Raw genomic sequence first — 24158 nt, 5'->3', positions numbered from 1 at the left:
CCGCGCTGCGACCCGGGCGGCGCGCACCGGAAGCCATCGCAACAAGGAGGACCGCCATGGTCGACCCGCAGAAACCCGAATCCAGCCGCTCCAAATGGCTCTGGCCGCTTGTCATCGTCGGGCTCGGCGTGCTGCTGCTGATCGTGTTCTTCAATCCTTCCGGAGACCGCGACGGCGATGTCGACACCCCGATCGAGCTCGAACAGCCGGTCGGCGAGGATAGCGTCGACGAAACAACCACCCCGGCGCCCGCTCCCGAACCCTTTGCGCCGGGCGGCGAATAACGGCTAGGACGGGGCCGAAACGGGTCCCCCCGCTTCCCACTCATGCCGAGGAGACAGCATTGGCGACCCGTTCCCCGATCCAGCAGAACCCGGATATCCGCTTTCTCGGCAAGCTGCTGGGCAATGTGATCCGGGAGCATGGCGGCGACCAGCTGTTCGAGCGGACCGAGGATATCCGCCGCGCCAGCATCGACCGCCACAGGGGCGAAGACGTCGCCGATCTCGGGCTGGAACAGCTGAACCTCGACGAGACGCTCGCCTTCGTGCGCGGTTTCGGGCTGTTTTCGATGCTCGCCAATCTCGCCGAGGACCGCGCTGCACCGGTCGCGGAAGGGGCAAGCGATCTCGCCGCCGCGCTCAGCGCGCTCGAGGAGGACGGGATCGCGCGCGACGATGTTGCGCGGCTGCTCGAAAGCGCGCTCATCGCTCCGGTCCTCACCGCCCATCCGACCGAGGTGCGGCGCAAGAGCGTGCTCGATCATCGCGCCGCCATCGCCCGGCTGATGCAGGCACGCGATGCGGCGATCGCGGCGGGGAATCCAGCCGAGCCGGTCGAGACGGCGATCGCGCGGCAGATCGCGCTGCTCTGGCACACCCGCACGCTGCGCCGCGACCGGCTCTATGTCACCGATGAGGTCGACAATGCGATCGACGTGATGCGCGAGGTTTTCCTGCCCGTCCTGCCGACCCTGTTCGAGCGCTGGGAGAACGCACTGGGCCGCGACCTGCCCGGGTTCCTGCGACTGGGCAGCTGGATCGGCGGCGACCGCGACGGCAATCCGCATGTCTCGGCCGACTCGCTCGACTACGCCCTTTCGCGGGCTGCCCGGCTCGTCATCGGGACCTATCTCGAAGCGGTCCACGACCTCGGCGCGGAGCTTTCTATCTCGAGCGAGCTTGCAAGCGTCGATCCCGCGCTCGAAGCGCTTGCCGAGGCGAGCGGCGACACCTCGCCGCACCGCCGCGACGAACCCTATCGCCGCGCGCTCGCCGGGATTTACGCCCGCCTTGCCGCAACCCACGAGGCGTTGACCGGGCTCGCTCCTGCGCGCGCACCGGTCGCCGAACGCCCAGCCTATCCTGCGCCCGGTGCCTTCCTCGCCGACCTGGAGACGATCGCCGCTTCGCTCCGGCGGCTCGGGGGCGCGGGGCTCGCCGGCGGCGACGCGCTCGCACGGCTGATCCGCACCGTCCGCCTGTTCGGCTTCCACCTCGCCGCGCTCGACCTGCGCCAGAACAGCGCGGTGCACGAGCGCGTTGTCGGCGAACTGCTGGCCGCAGCGGGAGTCCACGCGGATTATGCTGCGCTGGGCGAGGCGGAACGCATCGCTCTCCTGCGCGGCGAACTGGCAGGCGCACGGCCTTTGCGCATCGCCTGGCATGAATATTCGGACGAAACGACGGGCGAACTCGCGATCATCGACGCGGTCGCCCGCGCGCATTCCCGCTACGGCCCGGAGGCAGTCACGCAATATGTCGTCTCCATGGCGACGAGCGTCTCCGACTTGCTCGAAGTGCTCGTGCTGCTGCGCGAGGCTGGCCTGTACCGGAAGGGCGACCAGCCGGAATGCCCCGTCATGCCGGTCCCGCTGTTCGAGACGATCGGCGACCTCGAAGCCGCGAGCGAAATCATGCGAGAGGCACTACGCCTGCCCGAACTCGCCGCCCTGGCGCGCACGCGCGGCTTTCAGGAAGTGATGCTGGGCTATTCGGATTCGAACAAGGACGGGGGCTATCTTACCTCCTCCTGGCATCTCGCCCGGGCGAGCGAGGCGCTGGCCGGAGTGTTCGCCGAAGCGGGCGTCACGATGCAGCTTTTTCACGGACGCGGCGGGTCGGTCGGGCGCGGCGGAGGCTCTGCCTTCGATGCCATTCGCGGCCAGCCGCGCGGCACGGTCAATGCCCGTATCCGCATTACCGAACAGGGCGAGGTCATCGCGGCGAAATATGGCAGCCGTGACAATGCGGCGCGCAACCTGGAAGCGATGGCGAGCGCGACGATCCTTGCCACGCTGGAGCCGGAACGGATCGCACCCGACGACGCGCGGCGCTTCGCGGCGGCCATGGAGGAGATCTCGCGCACGGCTTTCGATGCCTATCGCGCGCTCGTCTACCAGACCGAGGGCTTTGCCGAGCTGTTCCGCCAGATGACCCCCATCGCCGAGATCGCCGGGCTCAAAATCGGCAGCCGCCCGGCGAGCCGCAAGGGGAGCGGGCGGATCGAAGACCTGCGCGCGATTCCCTGGGTGTTCTCGTGGAGCCAGGCGCGGGTCATGCTGCCCGGCTGGTACGGTGTCGGCCATGCGCTCGATGCCTTCGAGGACAAGCATCTGCTGCGGGCGATGGCGGGCCAATGGCCGTTCTTCCGCAATGCGCTCGCCAACATGGAGATGGTGCTGGCGAAGTCCGACATGGGCGTGGCGCGCGAATATGCCAAACTGGCCGAAGACCGGGCGCTGGCGGACGGCATCTTCCCCCGGATCGAGGCAGGCTGGAGCCTTGCTCACGACACCCTGCTCGATGCTACGGGGCAGGCCCGCCTGCTCGAACATTCGCCTCAGCTCGATGCCTCGATCCGGCTGCGCCTGCCCTATATCGAGCCGCTGAACCTGCTCCAGGTCGAATTGCTGCGCCGCCACCGCAGCGGAGACGACGACCCGCGCATCGCCGAGGGTATTCAGCTTTCGATCAACGCGATCGCGACCGCGCTCAGGAATTCGGGCTAGCGTTCACAGGCCGAGCGCGCCGGGATTGACGATGCCGTCGGGATCGAGCTCGCGCTTGAGAGCGCGCACGACGGCGAGATGCGCCGGGTCGTGGTCCTCGAGATAGGGATAGGACCGCCCGATCTGGTAATGCACCCCGCCATGTTCGTGCATGAGCGCGACGACCTCGCGCTTCATGTCTTTCACCAACGCCTCGGCGGCGGGCGCGGCGTCGTAGGTCGGCAGGCCCTTGAGATGATCCGGCTCCACCGTGCGTTCGTGGTAGATGTTGCGCGCATCGGGCCAGTAGAAGGTCGGCTCGTAGATGAAGACACTCGTTCCCACGGCCATGAACATGCCGCCGGTATAGATGCCATGCGCATCCATGTCGGCGCGGCGCGATTGCCAATAGGACTGGAGCGCCTCGTGAAACGGGCGCGCGGCGGAGTGGGGCAATTGCGCGTGCATCGGCAGCCAGCGCTCGCCTTTGGGCCCGACCACGTTGTTGAGCGGCGCGAACGGCATGGCGCGCACGACTTCGGGCACGCTGGGCGCGATTTCCCGGCCGAATTCACCCGCGATCCGCTTGATCTCCGCGATCCGGTGGGCGGCATCCGCATCGTCGAAACCCTCGGCGATGAAATGCCCCGCGAACTTGGCCTTGGCGATCTCCTTCGACCCGGCCAGCGCCATCTTCGCGACCGTTTTCGCGCCCTTGGCGAGCGAGGCGGAATTCTTCATCACCGCCCCGGCCATGTCGAGCTTGTCGCCCATATCCGCCTCGCCGATCTGGCCCTGCTGCAACGCTTCGTCGAGGCCGAAATTCTCCTCCGCAAGCCCGCTCGCCGCGACGCGGCGAAGCGCTTCGTGCAAGTCCTCGAAGCGGGCGAAATCGAACGAGGCCGCGCCGTGCGCAGCGCCCTTGCTCTCCAGCGCGAGCGTGATCCGAACCTTGATGCCGAGCGCACCGCAATCCCCGGTGAAAAGACCGGCGAGGTCGGGTCCGTAATGGCGCGAGAACGGCAGGGCCGGGCCGGACAGCGCGCTGCCGGTGGACAGGATCTCGCCCGTCCCGGTCACGACGGTCAGCGAGAGGACGCTGTCGGCGGCCGTTCCCTGCCCGTGGCTGATGGCGTTCATCGACACCCCGCCCGCAACGGTCGCCTCGAGGCCCGAATAGCTCCCCCAGAAGCGCGTCTTCAGCCCGTGCCGGCCAAGTGCCTCGCGCAGTTCGGCCCAGGTCACGCCGGGCTCCACACTGACGAGCGCGTTGTCCTGGTCGATCTCGATCGCTTTCATGCGCGCAAAATCGAGCGTGATGCCGCCTTCGCGTTCATGGGCATAGGCATCGGTGTAGCTCGCCCCGCCGCCGCGCGTGACGACGGGCATCGCGTGTGCGCGCGCATGGCGAACGAGAGCCGCTATTTCCTGCGCGCTGCCGGGTCGGACCACTGCGAGAGGGAGTTCGCGCCGCCGGAAAACGTCGGTCGCGTAGAATTCGAGCGTATCGGGATCGGTGAGGACATGGTCCGCCCCGACAATTTCGGCAAGGCTCGCCAGCGCGTCCTGCCCTTGCTTCACGACTGTCGCCATAAGGCAGGGATACAGGAAAGCGGCCCCGGCATGACGCGGGCTACGCCGTGCTGTTCGCCTCTCGGATAATCGCGCGCCTAGCTTTCGGTCAATGAAAGCAGTTCATAATGCCCGTCGAGATAGTCCCAGCGCATGAAGGCGAGCACGTCGAGCCGGTCGCACAGCCACATCTCGATCGGTGGATAGTCGCCATAGGTGACGGTGACGAAGCGGCAGTCGAATTCGCCGGCGGCGACCTTGCGGAGCTGCATACCGTGTTCCTCGACCACGGCGCGGGTCTGGTGAAGCCCGGGCACGCCTCCGCCATTCGCGGCAAGCGAATTGGCATGGACCGTGATCTCGGCGCGGCGTTCGCCGGCGAGCGCGCGCACGATCCAGCCGTCATTCACGAGCGAGTGCGTGCCGAAGAAGCGGCAGACCCCGTCCCTAACGATCCGCTCGGGCTCGCCGTGAGCGGGCTCGATGTCGGCGAGGATGCGCGCCGCGCCGAAACGATAGTGCCCGCTGCCGAGCGTCCGCCCGCTCTCGATCGTGCGCACGAAGGCTTCGCGCGGGGCATTGTCGGGGGCAAGGCAGAGCAAACAGTCGCGCACCAGCGCATCGTCGTCCATCACGCATTGCGCGCGCAGGATGCTCGTCCCGTCCGCCTCGCGCGAAATGCTGAACAGTTCACGCCCCGTGCGCGAACCGTTCCCGCCGAAATAGCCGATCGTGCCGTGATGGTTGATTCGCTCGCCGCTCATGACAAGGCCCTAGGCCGGAGCGATGGCGGGATCCCGTCGCGATGCAGGCCCTGCCCGACAAGCGGACAGGGCACGGAACCCGTCCCTTGGTCCAAGGGTTCTATTCGACGATGAAGCGCACCGTCAGAGTGAATGTCTCGCCACCGGCAAAGGCACCGCCGGGGCGGACACGGAAATCGGTGATGCTCGTGTCGCACCCCTCCCCGTCCGCGCTCGGCACATAGGCCCAGGATGCCCCGTCATCGCTTGAAAATTCCAGATCGTCGCCAGCCTGCGCGAGACCCGCGAAACTGTAGGACAGACCGGACCCCCCGCCGCTGTCCGCGAAAATCACGGGACCGCCCGCGCGCCCGATCCGGCACATCTTGGCATCGGCCGGGCCATTGTCGATCACCACCACGCTGTCGGCATCGGCCGGGTCGGTCCCCGTATTGCTCACCGTGATGAGGTATTCGACCAGCGCTCCCGGGATGGCCTTGGGATCGGTCGTTCCGTTGACCGGGTCCGAGATCACCGAACTCACCTTGGTCACCGAAAGCCGTGCGAAGGGATTGCACACGGTGATATCATGGATCGCTATCGCCTGCTGGCCGGGATTGGCAGGGGCCGTGCCGGCGTTCCCGTAACGGATGACGATCGTATCGACGGCCTGCGTGAAAGTGACAACCGCATTGCCCAGCGCCTCGTCCGTGTCCGAACCACCATCGCCGGTAATTACGTTGCCGCTTACGACATTGACGTTTCCGTTGGAGAGCGTCGGGAGGATCGTGCTTGCGCCGAGCCGGCCGCTCACCTCGACATTGTCGGCGAACTGGCCGCCGAAGAAGTCGATGTCGAAAATCTTGAACTGGATGCCGGTGAAGGCTTGCGGCAGGCTGATGACCAGTTCGACTTCGCCTGCGCGGCTGGGCTGGTCGACCAGCATGACGAGGCTCGCTTCGGGAACCGAAAGCCCTCCGGTAAAGGCATCGTCGACTGTCGGCGATTGACCGCCGAAAGTCGGGTTGTTGAGGTAGGCGCCGTCATTGGTAAGCGCGAAGCCGATCGTGCCGAAGCTGGCGAAGGCGTAGGAATTGTTCTCGCTGCCCGGTGTCCATCCGCTGATCGTGTCCCAGTCGAATATGGCCGATCCCGCGGGACAGGACAGGGCCGGAGGAATGCCCGGCGCGCGCCCGCTCTGCACGGTAAAGGTCGAGGCGGCGTAATCGTCTTCCGTGGTGATGGCGTTGCCGGGAGTGGAATCGATATCGGGTGCCGAGCTGGCCGTGATTTCGGCGATATTGGTGACGAGCGTCCCAGCGCCGGAGGCGATCGTGCCGGAAATGGTCAGGATAGCGCTTTGCCCGGGAGCGAGCGTGCCGATGGTCCAGTCCCCCGAAGCGGCATCGAAACTGCCATCGCCGCTTGCGCTGGCGAAGGAAAATCCACCGGGAAGCGTGTCCCGCACGACGATGCCGTCGGCCGAAACGGGGGAATCGGCCGCGTTGGTGACGGTCAGCCGCCATGTCGCCGTGCCGCCCGAGACCGGCGGCGCGCCGAGCAGAGATTTGGTCAGCGAGAGGTCGGCATAATCGGCGGGCAGCGAGGTCAGCCGCAATTCGGCGTAGCGGAATTGCCCGTCGTCGACCGAGGGGAAGATGTCGCACACTTCCATCCGCCACGTCCCGGCGCTCGCCACGCCGATAAAGGCGGAAAGAGGTGCATTGGGAGCGAAGGTGTTGGCGAAAGGCGGCGGATTGGCGGTCGACTGGTTGCCGGTCGGGTTGGTCGAGTTGACTTCGACCGCGGCATCGTCATCGAGCAGGGCGTTGAGGTTGTTTCCACTTGTCGAAGTTGCGTCGCCATCGACCAGCTGCACGCGCGTGCCGTCGGGGGCCTGGAGCGTGATGCGCATGTCCCCGCGCCAGCTATGGCGAGCGTAGAAACCGAAATCGACATCGGCGACCGTGAAGCTGTCGGTGACGGTGAAAGTCCGCACCAGGGGATCGCTGCAGGGGGTGTCGTCATCGATCGCGCCGTTATTGCCGACCGAATAGGTGAAGGTCGCCTGCGCCATTGCCGCCTGCGAGAAGGAAAGGCACAGCGCCGCGAGCATCAGGCGCGCCATGGCCAGGATCAGCGCCTCGATCCGCCGTTGCCATCTCTCCCGGGTCATGGCAGGGCGATAGGCGAGCATGGTAAACACTCGGTTTACCGAGATTTTCCGGCGCTCGACCCTCATCGCCGACCCCCAATGCCCAGCGCATTGCCGAGCGAGGCGAACAGGTCATTGTCGAATTTTATCCGAACCGCCGCGAACACGCCCTTGTTCGTGTTGCGCGCTGCGGCGAAATCGCCGTCGCGGAAACCCTCGACATTGTACCCGACCGTCACCAGCATCCCTTCGACCGGGGAAAAGCCGACGGTCGGGCCGTAGGCAAAATCGGTCAGTGCATCCTCTATATTGGTGCGCACCGTCCCGCTCGCGCCGAGTTCGAAATCCGCGCCGATCCCGATCCGCGCATCGAGCCCCGCGATGAGCGTCGTGCCGGAGAATTCTGTGCCTTCGAAGCGATCGAAATTGTAGCGCGCACCGACGAACAGCGTGTATTCGTCGCGCCGCACCTGCTGGCGCAGGCCGCTTTCATCGACTTTCCAACCGCGCGGCGACCAATTGGTCGACAGGCTGCCCACCAGCCGCCGCGTTACCGCGTCGCCGTCCACCGTCAACGCGGTGCGTCCTTCCCCGCCCGCCTGCCCGGCGATGGCATCCTCGATCGAATCGCTGCGGAATTCGAGCTTGCCCAGCATCGCGACGGCAGAGGCATCGGGGCGATGGGCGAATGCTATGCTCGCATCGAAAATCTCGCTCGATGCGCCATCGCGGGTTTCGGCGCTGGTCCAGGTCGCGCCCGATCCGACGATGCTGCCCTCGCCCAGCTGGCGGATCGCGCCGAAGGTGATGCCCCTGCGCTCCGCCTGCTCGCCGTCGCGATATTCGCCGCGCGCGACCACGCTCCAGCGGTCCTTGCGCCATGCCCCGCCGAGCGTCACTGCAGTGAATTCCTCGAATTGCCGGCCGCCCGTCAACTGCCCCCCGCTCGCCGCCGGCTGGAGCGGGTTGACGAGATCGCCGGTATCAGGCGCACCGTTCAGCGTGCGGTTGCCGTCGAGTGTCGCATCGATCGTGAGTTCGTCCGTCACCTGCAACGTCTGCGACAGGCCGAAAGCGGCGAAAGAACGCACGCCCAATTCGCCGATGGTCTGCTGTCCGATCGAGGTGACGACCTGCCCGCCGCGCCACGGCGTCGTCTCGATCCCGCCGAAAAGCTGGCGCGAGTCCACGTTCGCCCCGTCCGCGATCTCGTAGCTCCCCACCAGCCGCACATCCTCGGTGATCGCGTATCGCACCCCGACCCGATGCCGGGCGGGCAGGTCGATGCTTTCCGCTTCGTCGAGAGCGATCGCGGTCGCGCCCGAGAGTTCGAGCCGGTTGTCCATCAGGCGCTGCGTCGCGCCCGCTTCCAGCACGGTGGAGGTGTTGGTCGTCCCGTCGGCGAGCCGGTCGTCGAAATGGGTGATGCCGACGCGCAGATCGGTCGAACGCCGGGTGAGGTTGATCTGCGCCTGCGCCGCGCGGCGGCGGCTGGTGTCGACGAGGCTGTCGTCCTGCCACAGGCTGCCCAGCAGGCTGAGATCTTCGGCGAGCCGCACGCGCCCGTCCAGGCCGATCTTGCGGCGGCCAATCTCGGCCCCGTTTTGCTGGCCGATACCATAATCCGCCTCGACCTGGCGGGCATAGGCGAGCAGATCGAGGCTGGCGGTCTGGTGCTGTGCCTCGACCAGCCAGCCCGTCGCGGTCTCGCCCTCGCGACGGCTAATCCCCAATTCCGCGCGCAGCTCGGTCCCGGTCCCGATCCGCGCGAGCATGTCGAGCGCGCCGATATCGGTCCGCGCATCGCCCGTTGCACCCGAACCCGCATCGCTGATCGCGCTCGCCCCGATCCGAATGGCGCCGTCCGCGCTCGTCCAGTCGGCGCGAAGGCCCGCATTGAGCCGCGCTTCGCCTGCGCCGGCTGTCTCGTATTCGATGACGATGAATTGCGGGTTGAGGTTCTCATCCCTGCTCAGCACCGGCTCGCGAAAGGTAATCGTGCCCGACAAGGGATCGATGTCGTAATCGATGAAGCGGGCCAGCTGCGTCTCCGAAACGATCACTTCGGAACGGAACCTGTCGCGCACCTGCAGCACGACTCGCTCGGAATTGGGCAGGATCCGGCGACTGCCGATCTCATAAGGGCCGGTGATACCCTGCCCCTGGATCTCCTCGCGGCGCAGGCGGCTCGCGATTTCGGCGGCAAAACCCTGCGCCTTGATCTGGCCGAAGCGCGCCTCGCCTTTCACGCCTGTCGCGGTGCGATTGTAGCGGGCGAGCCGGGTCTGGTTGAACGCGGTCTGGAAATCGCCGTAAAGTGCATAGAAAGTCGCGGTTTCGATCCGCACATAAAGTTTTTCCCGGCTCGCCGCATCGAAACGGCGGGCGGAGGCATCGGCGAAGACGGTGTAATAGGCCTGCGGGTCAAGCGTGCCGAGCAGGCGCTGGTCCTCGCTCTGCTTGGCGCTGTCATAGGCGAGCGTCAGCAGGTATTTGCCGAGCACGCGCCCCTTGGCATAGAGCGCGACGCGGGCGTTGTCGCCCAGATCACTGTCGAAGCGCCCGCTGCGCTCCATCTTGTCCGCGACCGAGCGTGCGCCCACGGTTCCTTCGGCAAGGCCGACGATCGTCCATTCGATGTCGCCCGGCTCGATCCAGGCCTCGAGCTCCTGGCGCCGCGCGATCTCGCCGTCGTCGAAGGTGAAATCGAGCCGCAGCGACCCGCTCACCATGGTCGGCGCAAGTTCGATACGGGCGATCCCGTCCTCGCCTTCGACCACCCAGCGCGCCTGGCTCGGCGCGATGCCGGTAAGCTGGTTCAATTGCTGGCGGTCGAGCTGGTCGGCGCTTTCATAAGGCGCATTGAGCGTGAAATTGCCCGCCACGCCTTCGCGCAAGGGGCGGTTGTTGCGATCGAGCACCCGGACGGCGACCACGGGCCGGGTCCGCCCGTCGGCGACGAGATTGCTCATTTCCGGCACGAGCTCGACGCGCGCGGGCCGCGTGGTGAAGAACACCTCGCGGGTAAAACTTTTCGAGGGCATCCCGAAGGAATTGATGATCTGCGCTTCGAGCACGGTGCGCTCGTTCACCAGCGGAACGCCGCGCCACAGGCTGACGGCATATTTGCCGCGCTCTGGCGTCTGGGTCCCGTCGAAGGCGAGCGGGTCGACCTCCTTGCCATCGACCGTGAGCACGACCTTCTGCCCGCGCCGGTGGCGCACCGCGACGCGGATCGCGGGAGCGCGGGGATTGGCATCGAGCGCGGGGGCGAGGAAGCCGTCCTCGCCGTCGCCGAGCGCGAGCCATTTGTTGCCGGGATCGGCGGGAACGGGCGTTTCGGCGGTTTCCGGCCCCGCCGTTTCATCGCGCTCCGGGCGGACCTCGGCGACCAGTTCGACCGGGGGCGCAGCCGCTTGCAGCGCGCCTTGCGGCAGGACGGCGTGGAAATCGGCGACGACAAGGCTTCCGCCCTGCCCGATAGCAAAGCGCGAGGAGGCGCTGCCCGCATTGCGGGTCGAACGGATGCAATCCACCAGTTCGGCGCCTTTGGGCAACGTCATGCGCGAAACCGCAACCACGTGCGTGCCGGGCACGACGCCTTCGAAATGGTAGCGTCCGTCGGCATCGGTGACGGCGAAGCTGCCGTCCTCCATCATAATGCGGACGCCGGGTATGCCGCGCCTTTCGGAACCGGGCACAGTGCAATCGCCCGCCATGACGCGGCCGATGATGGTCATGCGATCGGCGATCGTCTCGCGCTCGATGTCGATGGCGGCGCTGGCCCGCGCTCGGCGACCGAGCGCGTCCTCCACCCGCGCTGCATTGACCGCGCGGCCCGGAGGCGCATCAGGGCGCACGCTCACCGCATAGGTGATCCGCGCCGAGGCACCCCCGGCAAGATCGCCGAGATCGATGGTCACCGCGCTGCCGTCGGGCGCAAAGCTTACCGCGTCGCCGCGCGCCTCGCCATTGATCCGCACGCTGTCGGGGCGCAGGCGCAGCCAGCGCGAGGGCATATCGGTGACGACGACATCGCGCTTGACGCGCGCCGGATCGGCATTGCGCACGGTGAGGGTGTAGAACACCACGTCGCCCGGCATGGCCTGCCGGCGCGAGGCGGTCTTTTCCAGCGCGAGTTCGAGGCTCGGCGCATCGAGCGGGATATCCACCTGCACCGGGGTCGGGTCGTCGAGCGCGAAGGGCGCACCATAGGAGGCATCGCTGATGACGAAGGCCTGCCCGTCGGGCCGCGCGATGCGGGCCAGAAAATCGGCCGGTACGTCGGACGGTGCGGTATAGGGATCGGGCGGCTCGACCGCGAGACGATAGTGCCCGAGGAAGGTGAGCGGGAACCAGAATTCGCCCGGCCCCATCTGCGTCACCCGGCCTGCCCCGTCGATCACGGGCGCGCCCGACACCACACTGGAAGGCCAGGGCGTCACGCCGTCCGGGCCGAAAACGCTCGCGGGCTGTCCGGTCGCATCGTCGACCAACGTGACGCGCGCCCCGTCGACCGGAGCCCCCGTCTCGCTGTCGAAGACGACACCGAAAGGATCGGCGAGAGCGGCGATTTCGGTGCTGACCATGACCGTCTGCGACCCCGACACCATCGCCGCGATCTCGATCTGCGCCCCGTCCGCGATCGACAGCACGCAATCCCCCGCCGCCATGACGGGCGGCATCCGGCGCGTTTCGATGCGGCCGACGAAGATGCCGGTGTCGGGCCCGGTCTCGAACACCGTCTCGCGCTCGACATCGCCGATCGAGGAGGTGATGCGGATATCCATCCGGTCGATCGCCCCGGGATCGGTATTGGCCGCCATCGCCCGCACCTCGAAGAACAGGTCCTGGCCCGCGCGCAGAAGCTGCGTGCGCTCGACATTCGCGCTCAGGGGTTCGGCGGCCGCTGCCGACGCGTTATCCTGCGGATCGGCTGCGGTGTTCGCCTGTGCGTTCTGCCCCGAAGGACTGCAGACCGGCTGCGTGAAGGTCAACCGATCGCTGCCGCCGGGCGCGGCACGGAAAGCCCGGATTTCGGGGGTCGGCAGGGCGACCTCGAAGGTCACCCGGTTGCTGCGCGTTTGGCCTGCCGTGCCGCGCACGCGCCAGTTGGCTTCGGCGATATTGGAAATGGTGCGGACCGTTTCGGCGGACACGCCGCCGTCGCCGCCGCCGCGATCCTGCGCGCGTGTCCCCTCTCCGGTCACGACGAGTGGCAGCAGCACCAACGCGAGTGCTGCTGCCATTCGCCTCAGAGAGGGGACACCACGCAAAGCCTAGTTCCGGATCAGGATCAGTCGATCTCGACCCGGAAATAGAGCGAGCGCGTCTGACCCGCCGCGATGTCGCTGAGCGAGCCGATCACCTGGTCTTCGCCACTCGGACCCGTACCGGCGCTGAAGGTGCCGCCCGACGTGCCGTTCTCGCAGTTCGCATCGCCGTCGATAAAGCTCGAACCGGTGACATAGGACACGTCCGCCGGCAGGTCGTCGATCACGTCGACATCGGTCGCGGTCGCAGCGCCCGACGCATTGGCGACGGTGATGCAGTATTCGATCGTCGCGCCGGGGATCGCCTTGGGATCGGTGGTCCCGTTGACCGGATCGGACACGACCGAGCTCGACTTCGCGACCGTGACCAGCGCGCCGGCGACCTCGTATGTACCGAGTGCGGAGAAGGCCCCGTCATTGGCCGCGTCGGTTTCGCCCGCGCCGTCGAACAGCACGGTGTCGATGCCCGACGTGTTCGCGCCGCTCGTCGCCACCAGCGGGTTGCCCGAATCGTCGGTCGCATCGGCGGTCAGCACGACATCGAACAGGTCGCCATTGATCGCGTCGAGACCGACATCGGCGACGACGAGAACCGCGACCGTGTCATCTTCGGCCACGTCGTCGAGCGAGGTGATCGCGCCGGCGGACACTTCGCCGGAATCGAGCACGCCGTTGTCGTTGCTGTCGAGATAGATTTCGAAACTGCCGATATTGGCCGCCGTCCCGCCGGTCAGGGCGGTCGAGAGATCGAGATCGACTTCATCGTTGGAAAGGTTGGTGACATCGAATGCCAGCACGGCATTCTCTTCGCCGGGCGTAACCGACGTATTGCCGGCGCCGGTGAAGGCGACGGTGACATTGACCCGGCGGTCGACCGTGAAAGTGTCGGTTGCCGTTTCGTCGTTCTGCTGGACGCCGCCGACCTCGTACTGGACGGTGACGGTGTTGGTGATATCGACGCCGGCGGATGTGCCGGCGGCGATGGCCGGAGCGCTGGACATGGCGACGAGCGCGAACGCGCTCACCGCACCCAGCAATTGGGTGGTGGGTTTCATTGGTCTGGTCCTCTGCGTGTGCCCCGCGTCGATTACGCCGCCCGCAAGGCTTGGCGGCTACCATCCGCCCTTGCGGACGGACGATCTCGTGCCTCCATCGTCAGCGGATGATCGCCGGATATTCGAGCCGCCCGGTCTCGCCCGGCGCGATCCGCTCGAGCGTCCAGCGCACATGGGTGACATCGCCGTGGGTGGCGGGCCGGGTGGCCCCGTCATCGCCCGTCGCGGTGAGTTCGCCGAGTGTGCCCCAGGTCTTTCCTGCATCGACCGAGACGACCAGCGCGGGATCGGCATCGGGCGCAAGGCGGACGGCATCGGGAAGGGGATTGGTGACAACGAAATCGGTGACCGCCTCGGCGCCATTATTGGCGTAGTTTGTCCCGAATATCAGCCGGTCGCCCGGCACGATCACCCCCGGCTCGACAAGCTCGGTCGTTTCCGTGCCATCGGCATCGACCATGGTCCGGACAGCTTTCACCTCGCCCGACAACGTCACCGGACTGGCCGGTGCCGCTTTCGGTTCCTCACGCGGGGCGGCGGCCTCCTGCGCGGCGACGGGAGTCGAGGCAGCCGCGAACACGGCCAGCGATACCATTGCTTTTACGATGATTTTCATGGGATTAAGCCTCTATCTTGCAAATTGCTTCAATTAACGATGACATCGAAGGTGATGGCGTGGCTGGTCCCTGCGGCGACATCGCCCAGATCGACCCTGACGCCGTCCGCATCGGAAGCGCTCCCTGCGTCGGCATCGCTCGGATCCGACAGCTTCGCGCCGTCGAGGGCGAGCGTACCGGCTGCGTAGGTCGTGCCGTCGGGAATCGCGTCGCTGACAACGAGGTCCTCGACCGATCCGCTGCCCGAAACGTCCGCAGTGATGGTGAAGCTCGCGATCGAACCGGGAACCGCGCTCGACCCGCCGAACGGATCGGCAAGAGAGACCGCCTTTGTCAGGTCGACGCTCGCAATGCCCGCCTGCAGCTGCCCGAGCGCGAGCGCGGAGGCGCCGGTGGTCCCGACGATCGCATCGCCGCCGCCATCGCCCTCGCCCGCGAAGACCGTGCCCGCAGCTCCGGTGCCCGTCGCGGCATTGGCGGTCAGTTCGACGTCGGTTTCGCTCCCGTCTGCAATGCCATCCGGCACAGTAGAGAGCACGAAGATCGTCAGCGCTTCGCCTGCCGCCAATTCGCGGGTCGTTTCAGGAGCGGCAAGGATTTCGTCGACGCCCGGATCGTATGTCCCGTTGCCGTTCGAATCGACCGCCAGCGCATCGATCGTGACATCGAAATCATTTCCCGCGACCGCGGGATTGGCGACCAGTTCGAAGCTTTCCGGCCCGTTGCCCTTGTTGGTGAGCTCGAAAGTGAGCACCGCATCGCCCGGGCCCACTTCGAGGGCGCTGGTGTCGAGCGGGCTGAGCGTCACGTCGAGCAGTTCGTCGACGCGCACCGTTACGGTGTTCGAGCTTATCGTGCGCGAACCCGAGGCATCCTCGTAAGTGGCTTGGGCGGTGTTCTCGATCAGGGTGCCCGCATCGACCCCTTCGGCCAATGCGGGCGAGGAGAGAAAGACAGCGAGCGCGATCGGTGCCGACAGCGAGCCGGCGCGGATCGGGTGCAAGGCAAGCTTGGTATCCATACTTAAGGGCGGATACCGGGAAGTGGTTAGCATCCCGTTAGCCAACACGCCGAAATGGCGGGAAACAGAGCGTCAGCGACAGGAAAAATGCGTTTACGAACGCAGTTAAGCTCTTATGCGAAAGGGCCCTTCAGACATCGCGCAGGAACCTTTTTCCCGCAATGCATCATGGGGCCCTGGCGAGCTTTCGACTACGTCCGCTGACGAAGGTGACGCATAGCGGGGCTTCTGCGCTGCACTGTTGATCGAACTGGGAGGAGCGAGAAAACGCAGGCCGCCACAGACCCTGTCCATGCATCGAGACTGTTTTTATTCGGCAGGCGAGGCCCGGGCGAGAAGCCGCGCCTGCCAGCCATTATCCATGGGAAAGTGGCAGTGGAGGAGGGGCTTGAACCCCCGACACGCGGATTATGGCTCCAGCGGGAATCAATGCGTAGACGCGTCTACATTGCGGTATTCTTGGCCTTCCGATGTCTTGTTCCGGACGACAGGTCTCAAGTCTCTTATGACAGCCCCTGGGTAGAAATCGGCCCTGCAAGCCAGCATAATGGCGTAGCTCGCAAACCAGCTACGGATGCCGAAGAATGACCGCCCCTTCCCCTGCAAATGCTCCCGCCGCTTGCCCGATAAGTGCGAGCCGGATGCTTGTTCCCGTCGACCTGGGGCAGCTCGCAAATTCGGAACATGCGATCGAGACCGCGGTGTGGCTCGCCCGCCAGGCGGGAGCCTCGCTCACGATCCTTACCGTTGCCAACCCGCTCGGCATTGCATTCAGTGACATGCCCGAGGACAAAAAGCCCGATTTCGAAGCGTTCGTGGCGAAAATGTCCGACCGGCACGACTTCGACATCTCACCTCTGTTCCGCAGCCACGAATCCGTAAAATACGCAATCCGGCAGGCGATCGAGGACGAGAACATCGATTTGGTCGTCATGGCGACCCACGATCCGCGTCTCACGGATCATCTGTTCGGCTCGCGGTCATCGGAAACCGCGCTGCACAACGATTGCTCGATCCTCATCCTGCGCGACAATTGAAGATATACGCTGCGAGGGGCCCGGCGTTCAGTCGGGATCGCGCTGGCTGACCACCACATCGCCCGCAATCGTCTCGCGCTCGGCCTCGAAGGCGGCTTCCTGCTCCAGTTCTTCCTCGCGGGTGCGGCTTGCCATCCCGATCCGGTCGATGACGATACAGGCGACGAGATCGCCGGTCACATTCATGACGCAGCGGATGCGCTCGAGAATCTGGTCCAGCCCAATGATGAGTGTCAGACCTGCGGCCGGGATCCCCGCCGCCGCGAGAACACCCGCAAGCACCATGATCCCGACACCCGGCGCGGCCGGCGCGCCGATCGAGGCGCCGAGCGAGGTTATCATCACCGCAAGCACAGCGCTTGGCGGAAGATCGATCCCGAACAGTTGCGCCATAAAGATCGTCGCGATGCCGTGATAGCAGGCGGTCCCGCCCATGTTCATCGTCGCACCGATCGGAATCACGATCTGCGCGGTCGAGGGGCGGACCTTCAGCTTTTCCTCGGCCGTCTTGACCGAAATCGGCATGGTCGCGGCCGAAGACCCTGTCGAGAAGGCGAGCAGCTGCGCATCGCGCACATGGCCGAGGAAGGTGATCGGGCTTCGTCGCCCGACGGCGGTAACGATCGCGAGATAGAGCGCAAGCAGCAGCACCAGCGCCGCGATCACGCTTGCGGCGTAGACCCCGACGCCGACAAGCACATCCGGCCCGGTCTGCATCATCGCCCGCGCGAGGAGCCCGAAAACGGCGATTGGGGCGAAGGTCATCGCGATCGAGACGACCCGCATCGAGACCTGCTGCACCGAGCCCATCAGGTCGAGCAAGGGACGCGCGCTTTCGGGAGTCATGGAGACGAGCGCGACACCGAGCACCACGCCGAGGATCACGATCTGCAGCAATTCGCCCTCGACGATGGCGATGAACGGATTTTGCGGAAGCAGGCCGATGATCGTCTCGGGCAATTCGCCCACATCGGGCACGCCCGCCTCGCTTTCGGCGACGACCTGCACCTGTCCACCTGAAAGCGCCTGACCCACCGCCGGATCGATATAGTTGCCCGGCTGGACCAGAAAGCCGAGCAGCAAACCAATCCCGATCGCGAGGAGAGTCGTTCCGACAAAATACACCGCAAGCCAGATGCCGGTGCTGCGCAACTGGGCAACATCGCCGCTCGCCGCAATGCCGCGTATCACCGAGGCGATCACGAGCGGGACGATGACCATCTTGATCGTAACGAGAAAAAGCTCGCCTGGGAGCGATACCCAGCTTGCCAGCAACTCGGCATTCCCGCGCGAGATGCGTCCCGCTGAAGGCGAAAAGAAAAGGCCAAAAACGATGCCCAAGGCCATCCCGGTGAGTATCTGTGCCCACAGTCGCGAGCGGATCAGGTAACCCAGTTCACCGGCAAGAGCCTTGATGCTGCGCGGATGGATCGTCTCAAGCGTGCCGACCATGGCGCCTCTCCTTGCGACTAGCGAGCGGAAGACCCGATAGCATCATTTCGTCGTATTTGCCTCCAAACCCAAAGGGATCGAGAGTAACAAGCGCTTCGGACGATAGTGTGACCAATGACCGAGTTGGGGGTCGCTTTCAGGAGGTCCCGTTTCAAGTCACTTTGCCCGATACCAGCCGGACAGCTTTCGGGAGCCGTCCGGCCAGCAGCGAATGTCGGAGAATGGATGCAAAACAGATCTTCACGTCACTGGTACAGCCGATTTTACCTTGCCATCAACGCACTTCCGGTCGGCACCCTTTCAGCGCGATCAATCCGCCAGCCACAGCTCGTGGGCATCGATCCTCGGCCTGGTGATCGCGCGCATCGCATCGGCGCGGGCCTGAGCCTCGATCCTGACGGCATCATGGACCATCCTCTCTCCCAGCAGCAGGTCGGCGAGGTCGATTTCGCCAAGCTCCTGCCCGCGGCGCAACTTTGCGAGCGCTTCCATCGGCCGACGGACGGGTCGCCCTTGTCGATCATGGCCGAGAGGTCAGCAAAACGGGCCCAGATGTTCGCCGCGACGGACGAGAACGTGTCACCCTTGTCCATTCGCTCGCCCACATCCTTGCGCGCGACCCGCATGGCGTAATCGTCGTAACGAGCGTCCTTGACGGGCCGCAGGCCGCGATCCTCGGCGTAGAGGATGAACAGCAGGCGATAGAGCAGGATAAGCGTCGCGTTCCTGATTTCGTCGAGCTCGGCATCGGCTGGTGCCTGCTCGGCAATGGCTTTGCCGAGCTTGGGATACAGCTTCTCGAACACCAGGTCGGAGAGGTTCTTCGCGACGCGCTCTTCGTAGAAGGCCGCTTCGCGGCGCGCTCGGTCGTGGAAGCTAAATGCGTCGGCTGCCTCACGCTCGAACGCCGAGCAGGAGAACATCACGGCGAAGACACGCAGCCAGTGTTCGCGCTCGTCAGGCTCACCAACACTCACAAGGAGATGCTTACATGCGCTTCAAGCTATATCGCTGCACCATCAATCGGACCGATCGAAAGGCGGTCGCCCTCGTCGTCGCACCAGATGAACAGCGAGCAAGGGAGGTCATCGTCGAAAGCGAGATCGCGTTCTGCCGCGAAAACGAGGGCTTCCAGCTCGAACGTATCGACCAGAACCTACCCCCCAGTCAAAAGATCGGCCTCGATGCGCTGCTGGAGAATGCTCCAGTCGGCCTAGCGAGCTACTCCGAAGCGATCGGGTGGGTGCCGCATGCTATGCCTCAGCCCAAGTTGCACCTCTGGCGTATCGAAATCGTCGACAGTGACGAGGAGCATCACGTCGTCGCCCCGACAGCGGATCTCGCCAGCGCGATTGTCTGCGCCGAGCTCGGACTGGCACAACAAGGGCCTCGCACGATCCGCATCCACGACGGCCTGAGCGGGCTGACGAACGAGAAGCTCAAGGGCCTGCCGGCGCTGCTCGAATATGGGGAGATCTGTAGGGTCGAATGGCATGATCAGCGCGGCTGGCGAACGATAGCTACCTGACCGGCTGGAGCTTGCCTCGAACTGGTAAGCTGGTTCGGGGCAAGCTCCCATAGGACAAGTTGCGCTAAGATCTACACGCCATCATTGCTCAGCTCTCAGCAAAGCCTGTTGGCCTCCGGTGCGTGCAGCAAAAAGCGGTCGATACGAACACCTCTATAGAATGGCTGATCCTCGGCATCCTCGGTGCTGCCGCCGAGTTAGAGACTGACCTTCTTAGGGACCGCAATTGTGAAAGTATCGAACGGGCTAAGGCGGCTAGTGTCCACATGGGGTGCAAGCGTATTATAGATGCCGCCGAGGTTCGGTCTCTGCCCGATTAGAGGTTCGGCGGGGGCCGAGAGATTGCGAAGAAGCTTGGGATCGCACGAGCGGGCATCTACAGGGTGCTCAGCGGGTAACATGATGGAGTTTGATAGGCGCAGAAGCCAGAATTCCTCGGATGGCTCGATATCGCTGACCTGGATGTCGCCAATCGGCTGGTCTTCGCAGCATGTGAGCCGTCCACCCAGCAAAGAGGCGTCCGCTATCACGTCGATCAGCTATGAGGCCCCCCGACAATAGGTATGAGCGCAAACTTCGATCGCCTCAGCTCCATCGCGCGACGAATTTGCTGCTCTGCGTCTCGATACGCGCTCCAATCGCTCAGTCACGCTCGCTTGCGGCAGCCCGCCTGCTTCGCCTTGGCTCGTGTGGGATATCGTCTTCGAAGATAACGCGGGACAGGGCGGTAAGATAATCCAGCGACAACTGGGTCATGGGCTCCAGTTCCTGCGCTCCAGCCTCGGCCACTTTCCAGTATCCATCCACACCCCTCTCGATCCAGCCGCGGGACTGAAGGCGGCCCGTTTTGCGGCGAACGGTTTCGCGGGCGATGCCGGTGATCTGGGCGATCGAATGCGTGTTGAGCGGCACATCGAACCCTTTCGGCCGCGCCATGTGGACGAAATCCTCGTAGCTCAGATCGTGCGGAACACGGCCTCGGGGCAGCGCAGCAGACCCGATCACCGCCATGATTAGCGCTTCATCGAGATCGCCGTCGAACGATGCGCGCAAACGGCTCATGAGCACAATCAGAGCATCGACGTGAACGGGCCAGATACGTCCGAAGTTCTTCTTAATATTGCTCATTCGATCCGCCTCCTGAACTAATCCTAGGGCCAGCGCCCAAATTGGGCAATCTGCGGATTGCACATTCCGAGGCCCCGTGGTGGCTAGTCCTTCGGTGTATGTGCGTCGGAGGGAATGTTGGCATCCAATCGGTCTGGTCGCGCGGCGTTCTGTCGCGCTTCGCTCGCCGGGTTGGCATTTGCCATGCCCGGCATCTCTCATGCTCAAGACCGAGATCCGATGGTGTTGGTCGATGACGAGACGGTCACCGTTCGCGGCCATCTACAGGGCGGCATCAATGCCGTGGCCGAGACCAATCTGTTCTGGAATCTTTCGGATACTTTCGCCCCCCAGGAGGGGTTCGATCCCGACACCCAATGGCTCGAACTCTATGTGAAGCCCGGCGTCAGCTTCGAGGCACGCACCGCCGAAGCTTCTGCGGTTTATGGCAAGGTATCGGGCGTCGGTTCCCATACTCAGGGAACCGACGCCTTCGATTTCACCGATGAGGGGGCGGTCACCCTCGAAGAGGCCTATCTGGGCTATCGCACCCTGCTTTCGAATGGGGTGGGTATCGACGTTTCCGCCGGGGCGCGTGAATTGAAGCTGGGAACGGGGATGCTCATCGCCAATGGAGGAGCCAGCGGGTTCGAACTCGGCGCGCTCAAATTCGGCCCGCGCAAGGCATGGGATCTTGCCGGTATCGCCCGGATCACCAAAGGCAGAACGACTTTCACCGGCTTCTATCTGAGCCCCAACGAACGGCCCGTGATCGAAAACGACAACCGCCTCGCAGGTGCCGATTTGCGCCACGATTTCGAGAACAGGGCGTTTCTCGGCACCACCTTCGTGAAGGTCACACGCTCGCAGACGCCGTGGGTGCAGGCCGCGCCCGGCGGGATCGGGCCGCCGACAGTCATTCCCGGGGGGCGCGACGACACCAACACGATCGGCCTGTATGGCCGCACGGGCAATATGGATGGTGCGCTTCGCAACTGGCTGTTTGCCCTTGATCTCGCCTATCAATGGAACGACCGTCTCGACCAGTCCGCCTGGGCGGGCCGCGTGCAGGTCGGCTACACGTTCTCCGACGCCAAATGGCGTCCCTCGATCACATACAGCTATCAGACATTTTCAGGCGACGACCCCGATACGCCCGAATTGGAGCGATATGACCCGCTGTTCTACGAGGGTTCGCCGAGCGCCTGGGCGACCGGCTCAAAATCTTCGATGGTGTTCATCAATTCGAACGTTCGCTCCCATGGTGTCGCCGGGCGCATCCAGCCCTCCCCGAAGGACACTATCACGCTGCGCTACAATCACATTCGCGCCAACGAACTGCGCAGCCCCCTGCAATTCGGACAGGCCAGCCGTGTCGACCTGACGCCAGGCGGTGACCCGGCGAACATCGTCGCGGGCGTGACCGATGCGCATGTCTCCGACGACCTGTTCATCGAATACAGCCGCATAATATCGCGAAACCTGTTCCTGACAGCGGGGCTGAGCGTCTCCGATCCGGGCGAAGGCATCGAGAACGTGGTGCCAGGCGGCGTGCCCGAATGGACGGGAGGCTTCGTGAATCTCGTGTTCAATTTCTGATTGCCGCGCGCCGGTGTCGGGGCGCATCGAATGGGAGGAGTTGCACCGATGGCAAAAATGGTTGTGAAGTTGCTGGGAGCAGGTGTTTTGGCTCTCACCGCATCGGGCCTTTCGCCCGCCGCGGCGCAGGAACAGGCTGACGATCCTCTTAGCCAGGAGGAGCGGGTCGATAACGGGCTGAAGAATTTCGGTTATATCGCGGGGCTGTCGCGCGGCTGCGTCGCTGACGAGCAGCAGATGGCCTTCGAACGCGACGTGCTCGAAATTCATGCCTCGATCACCCGTCTGCTGGGCGTCGACCGGGCATTCCTGTTCTCCTCTGCCTTTGGCTATGGCACGAGCGTCGAAGTCGAGCGCGACAATTGCGCCGAGGTTCTCTCTCAATACGAGCGCCGCTCCGCGAAATATCGCAGCGCGGCACAGGGAGGCTGAATGATGCGGCGCTTCATCCTCTTGGCACTGGTCGTCGTCGTCTCGACCGTGACCATTCCTGTCGCCGCCCAAGCACAGAGCTGGGAGGTGCGACGCGAAATCCGCGAAGCCAACCGAGAAGTGGCGCGCGAACGCGCCGAGGGCGCGCGCGAAATCATGCGCTGCAAGACCCGCAAATGCGCCGAACGCGAATATCGCGAAGCCAACCGCGAAGTCGCTCGGGAACGGCGCGAAGCCCGGCGCGAGGTGAGCCGCGAGATCCGCGAAGATTATTACGACCGCTTCTATCGCGGCAATGGCCGCTGGTTCCGTGACGGCCGTTACTGGTCGCGCAAGGATTACCTGCGTCGCTACTATGCGCGGCGCGACAATGACGGTGTCGATGTTCTCAAGGGGGCCGTGATCGGAGCAGCGGTGGTCGGCGTGATCGCTGCCATCGCAGACGATGATTGAACGGCTTTCGAAATCACATTCTCAAAGGGAAAGATCCATGCGTGCCATATCCGTCCTTTCGAAATCTGTCCTGACGGCGCTGGTCGCCGTCGGCCTGTCGCACACTGCAAGTGGGCAGCAAGGCGAGCCGCCGCTTTCGGCGGAGGAATCCGACCCGCGCGTCATGGGTTGGATGGAGGGCTTTCCGCCGCCGCCGGACAAGATCATCACCCAACCGGATTCGGTCTATTTCAGCTTTCCGCGTCTGCGCTGGTCGGTGTGCCATCTGCGTGAATTCCTGCCGACCGAACAGATCAGCCGCGGGCTCGGCGCGCCATCCGACCTTGCCTACCTTTCGCCGGCCGAATTCGCCGAGGAGCGCGCCCGGATCGACGCACTCACCTTTACACCGATGAATGCGGACGCACCGATGACCTGGGAGCGATCGCTCTACGCCAATTACACCGACGGCATGCTGATCCTGCACAAGGGCAAGGTCGTCTACGAACGCTATTTCGGGTGCCTCGAAGAAGACGGCAAACACGCCGCGATGTCGATGACCAAATCGGTCACCGGCCTGCTGGCTCAGATACTGGTCGCCGAGGGCAAGCTCGACGAAACGAAGCGCGTGCGCGATATCATCCCCGAAATCGGTTCGAGCGCATTTGCCGATGCGACTGTGCGCCAGGTCATGGACATGACCACGGGGGTCAAATATTCGGAGGACTATTCCGATCCCAATGCCGACATCTGGCTCTATTCACGCGCGGCGAGCCCCCTGCCCAAGCCCTCCGGTTACGATGGGCCCGACGGCTACTGGGAATATCTCCAGCAGGTCGAGCCCGAGGGGCGACACGGCGATGCCTTCCATTACAAGACAATCAATTCCGACATGCTCGGCTGGATCGTCTCGCGCGTGAGCGGGAAATCGGTGACCGAACTTGCTTCGGAGCGGCTGTGGCGCCCGATGGGAGCCGAACAGGACGCCTACCAGACGGTCGACGGCAAGGGCGTTCCGTTCGCAGGCGGCGGCATTACCGCCGGACTGCGCGATCTCGGGCGGCTCGGACAGCTCATGCTCGACAAGGGCGTAGCGGGCGGCGAGCGTCTGTTCCCGGCCGCGGTCGCAGAGCGCATCGCGAAAGG

At 64.8% G+C, this 24158-nt stretch carries 19 protein-coding genes; 9 read left to right on the top strand and 10 right to left on the bottom strand.

Annotated features, from left to right (window positions below; genetic code table 11):
* Positions 1 to 56 precede the first annotated feature (56 nt).
* Together RIB52_RS12190 and ppc are read left to right on the top strand one after the other, a co-directional pair.
* Entirely contained in the window at positions 57 to 284 is a 228-nt protein-coding gene (locus RIB52_RS12190) for a hypothetical protein (protein ID WP_350175902.1), read from the top strand.
* Positions 285 to 343: 59 nt separating this feature from the next.
* Positions 344 to 3010 (top strand): phosphoenolpyruvate carboxylase, encoded by a 2667-nt coding sequence (gene ppc / locus RIB52_RS12185; RefSeq protein WP_350175900.1) that lies wholly within the window; start codon positions 344 to 346, stop codon positions 3008 to 3010.
* A 3-nt stretch (positions 3011 to 3013) separates the two neighbouring features.
* Here ppc and RIB52_RS12180 read toward each other — a convergent pair whose 3' ends face one another.
* The 7 genes from RIB52_RS12180 to RIB52_RS12150 form a co-directional block, all read right to left on the bottom strand.
* Entirely contained in the window at positions 3014 to 4582 is a 1569-nt protein-coding gene (locus RIB52_RS12180) for an FAD-binding oxidoreductase (RefSeq protein ID WP_350175898.1), read from the bottom strand.
* Positions 4583 to 4659: 77 nt separating this feature from the next.
* Entirely contained in the window at positions 4660 to 5325 is a 666-nt protein-coding gene (locus tag RIB52_RS12175; RefSeq protein ID WP_350175896.1) for a hypothetical protein, read from the bottom strand.
* A gap of 100 nt (positions 5326 to 5425) precedes the next feature.
* A complete protein-coding gene (locus RIB52_RS12170; protein WP_350175894.1) occupies positions 5426 to 7480 on the bottom strand; it encodes a proprotein convertase P-domain-containing protein in 2055 nt (684 codons plus the stop codon).
* A 62-nt stretch (positions 7481 to 7542) separates the two neighbouring features.
* Positions 7543 to 12708, bottom strand: coding sequence for a hypothetical protein (locus tag RIB52_RS12165; RefSeq protein WP_350175892.1), 5166 nt, complete (start codon positions 12706 to 12708; stop codon positions 7543 to 7545).
* Between the two features lie 47 nt (positions 12709 to 12755).
* Complete coding sequence (locus RIB52_RS12160; protein WP_350175890.1) at positions 12756 to 13787, bottom strand: hypothetical protein; 1032 nt, start codon at positions 13785 to 13787, stop codon at positions 12756 to 12758.
* A gap of 100 nt (positions 13788 to 13887) precedes the next feature.
* Complete coding sequence (locus RIB52_RS12155; RefSeq protein ID WP_350175888.1) at positions 13888 to 14403, bottom strand: hypothetical protein; 516 nt, start codon at positions 14401 to 14403, stop codon at positions 13888 to 13890.
* Between the two features lie 29 nt (positions 14404 to 14432).
* On the bottom strand, positions 14433 to 15425 hold the full coding sequence (locus RIB52_RS12150) for a COG1361 family protein (protein WP_350175886.1): 993 nt from the start codon (positions 15423 to 15425) through the stop codon (positions 14433 to 14435).
* A gap of 641 nt (positions 15426 to 16066) precedes the next feature.
* Here RIB52_RS12150 and RIB52_RS12145 point away from each other — a divergent pair.
* Entirely contained in the window at positions 16067 to 16462 is a 396-nt protein-coding gene (locus RIB52_RS12145) for a universal stress protein (protein WP_350175884.1), read from the top strand.
* A 27-nt stretch (positions 16463 to 16489) separates the two neighbouring features.
* Here the strand turns inward: RIB52_RS12145 and RIB52_RS12140 are convergent, their stop codons facing one another.
* Together RIB52_RS12140 and RIB52_RS12135 are read right to left on the bottom strand one after the other, a co-directional pair.
* Positions 16490 to 17914, bottom strand: coding sequence for a dicarboxylate/amino acid:cation symporter (locus tag RIB52_RS12140; RefSeq protein WP_350175882.1), 1425 nt, complete (start codon positions 17912 to 17914; stop codon positions 16490 to 16492).
* A 263-nt stretch (positions 17915 to 18177) separates the two neighbouring features.
* Positions 18178 to 18891 (bottom strand): hypothetical protein, encoded by a 714-nt coding sequence (locus RIB52_RS12135; RefSeq protein ID WP_350175880.1) that lies wholly within the window; start codon positions 18889 to 18891, stop codon positions 18178 to 18180.
* Between the two features lie 14 nt (positions 18892 to 18905).
* On the opposite strand from RIB52_RS12135, the gene RIB52_RS12130 reads away from it, so the two are divergent.
* A complete protein-coding gene (locus RIB52_RS12130) occupies positions 18906 to 19442 on the top strand; it encodes a hypothetical protein (protein WP_350175878.1) in 537 nt (178 codons plus the stop codon).
* An 80-nt stretch (positions 19443 to 19522) separates the two neighbouring features.
* Positions 19523 to 19762 (top strand): recombinase family protein, encoded by a 240-nt coding sequence (locus RIB52_RS12125; protein ID WP_350175990.1) that lies wholly within the window; start codon positions 19523 to 19525, stop codon positions 19760 to 19762.
* A 322-nt stretch (positions 19763 to 20084) separates the two neighbouring features.
* Here RIB52_RS12125 and RIB52_RS12120 read toward each other — a convergent pair whose 3' ends face one another.
* A complete protein-coding gene (locus RIB52_RS12120) occupies positions 20085 to 20570 on the bottom strand; it encodes a helix-turn-helix domain-containing protein (protein WP_350175876.1) in 486 nt (161 codons plus the stop codon).
* A gap of 219 nt (positions 20571 to 20789) precedes the next feature.
* Between RIB52_RS12120 and RIB52_RS12115 the strand changes: the two genes are divergently transcribed.
* The 4 genes from RIB52_RS12115 to RIB52_RS12100 all read left to right on the top strand — a co-directional run.
* The gene (locus RIB52_RS12115; RefSeq protein WP_350175874.1) at positions 20790 to 22148 is read left to right on the top strand and encodes an alginate export family protein; all 1359 of its coding nucleotides are present in this window, start codon (positions 20790 to 20792) and stop codon (positions 22146 to 22148) included.
* 48 nt (positions 22149 to 22196) lie between these two features.
* Positions 22197 to 22580: a hypothetical protein gene (locus RIB52_RS12110; RefSeq protein WP_350175872.1), complete on the top strand. Its 384-nt coding sequence runs from the start codon at positions 22197 to 22199 to the stop codon at positions 22578 to 22580.
* Positions 22581 to 23033 carry a hypothetical protein gene (locus tag RIB52_RS12105; protein ID WP_350175870.1) on the top strand — a complete coding sequence of 151 codons (453 nt, stop codon included), beginning with the start codon at positions 22581 to 22583 and terminating at the stop codon, positions 23031 to 23033.
* Positions 23034 to 23070: 37 nt separating this feature from the next.
* The coding region (locus RIB52_RS12100; RefSeq protein ID WP_350175868.1) for a serine hydrolase domain-containing protein at positions 23071 to 24158 on the top strand (1088 nt) is incomplete at its 3' end.

Origin of the sequence: Erythrobacter sp. (genome assembly GCF_040217515.1) — a bacterium.
Lineage (GTDB): Bacteria > Pseudomonadota > Alphaproteobacteria > Sphingomonadales > Sphingomonadaceae > Erythrobacter.
This window is presented reverse-complemented; position numbering and strand designations above follow the sequence as displayed.

Coding starts and splice junctions, on each gene's coding strand:
- RIB52_RS12165 (WP_350175892.1), bottom strand. CDS start 12,708: ATGGCAGCAGCACTCGCGTTGGTGCTGCTGCCACTCGTCGTGACCGGA.
- RIB52_RS12155 (WP_350175888.1), bottom strand. CDS start 14,403: ATGAAAATCATCGTAAAAGCAATGGTATCGCTGGCCGTGTTCGCGGCT.
- RIB52_RS12190 (WP_350175902.1), top strand. CDS start 57: ATGGTCGACCCGCAGAAACCCGAATCCAGCCGCTCCAAATGGCTCTGG.
- RIB52_RS12130 (WP_350175878.1), top strand. CDS start 18,906: ATGCGCTTCAAGCTATATCGCTGCACCATCAATCGGACCGATCGAAAG.
- RIB52_RS12145 (WP_350175884.1), top strand. CDS start 16,067: ATGCTTGTTCCCGTCGACCTGGGGCAGCTCGCAAATTCGGAACATGCG.
- RIB52_RS12120 (WP_350175876.1), bottom strand. CDS start 20,570: ATGAGCAATATTAAGAAGAACTTCGGACGTATCTGGCCCGTTCACGTC.
- RIB52_RS12110 (WP_350175872.1), top strand. CDS start 22,197: ATGGCAAAAATGGTTGTGAAGTTGCTGGGAGCAGGTGTTTTGGCTCTC.
- RIB52_RS12150 (WP_350175886.1), bottom strand. CDS start 15,425: ATGGATACCAAGCTTGCCTTGCACCCGATCCGCGCCGGCTCGCTGTCG.
- RIB52_RS12175 (WP_350175896.1), bottom strand. CDS start 5,325: ATGAGCGGCGAGCGAATCAACCATCACGGCACGATCGGCTATTTCGGC.
- RIB52_RS12170 (WP_350175894.1), bottom strand. CDS start 7,480: ATGACCCGGGAGAGATGGCAACGGCGGATCGAGGCGCTGATCCTGGCC.
- RIB52_RS12160 (WP_350175890.1), bottom strand. CDS start 13,787: ATGAAACCCACCACCCAATTGCTGGGTGCGGTGAGCGCGTTCGCGCTC.
- RIB52_RS12140 (WP_350175882.1), bottom strand. CDS start 17,914: ATGGTCGGCACGCTTGAGACGATCCATCCGCGCAGCATCAAGGCTCTT.
- RIB52_RS12180 (WP_350175898.1), bottom strand. CDS start 4,582: ATGGCGACAGTCGTGAAGCAAGGGCAGGACGCGCTGGCGAGCCTTGCC.
- RIB52_RS12105 (WP_350175870.1), top strand. CDS start 22,581: ATGATGCGGCGCTTCATCCTCTTGGCACTGGTCGTCGTCGTCTCGACC.
- RIB52_RS12115 (WP_350175874.1), top strand. CDS start 20,790: ATGGTGTTGGTCGATGACGAGACGGTCACCGTTCGCGGCCATCTACAG.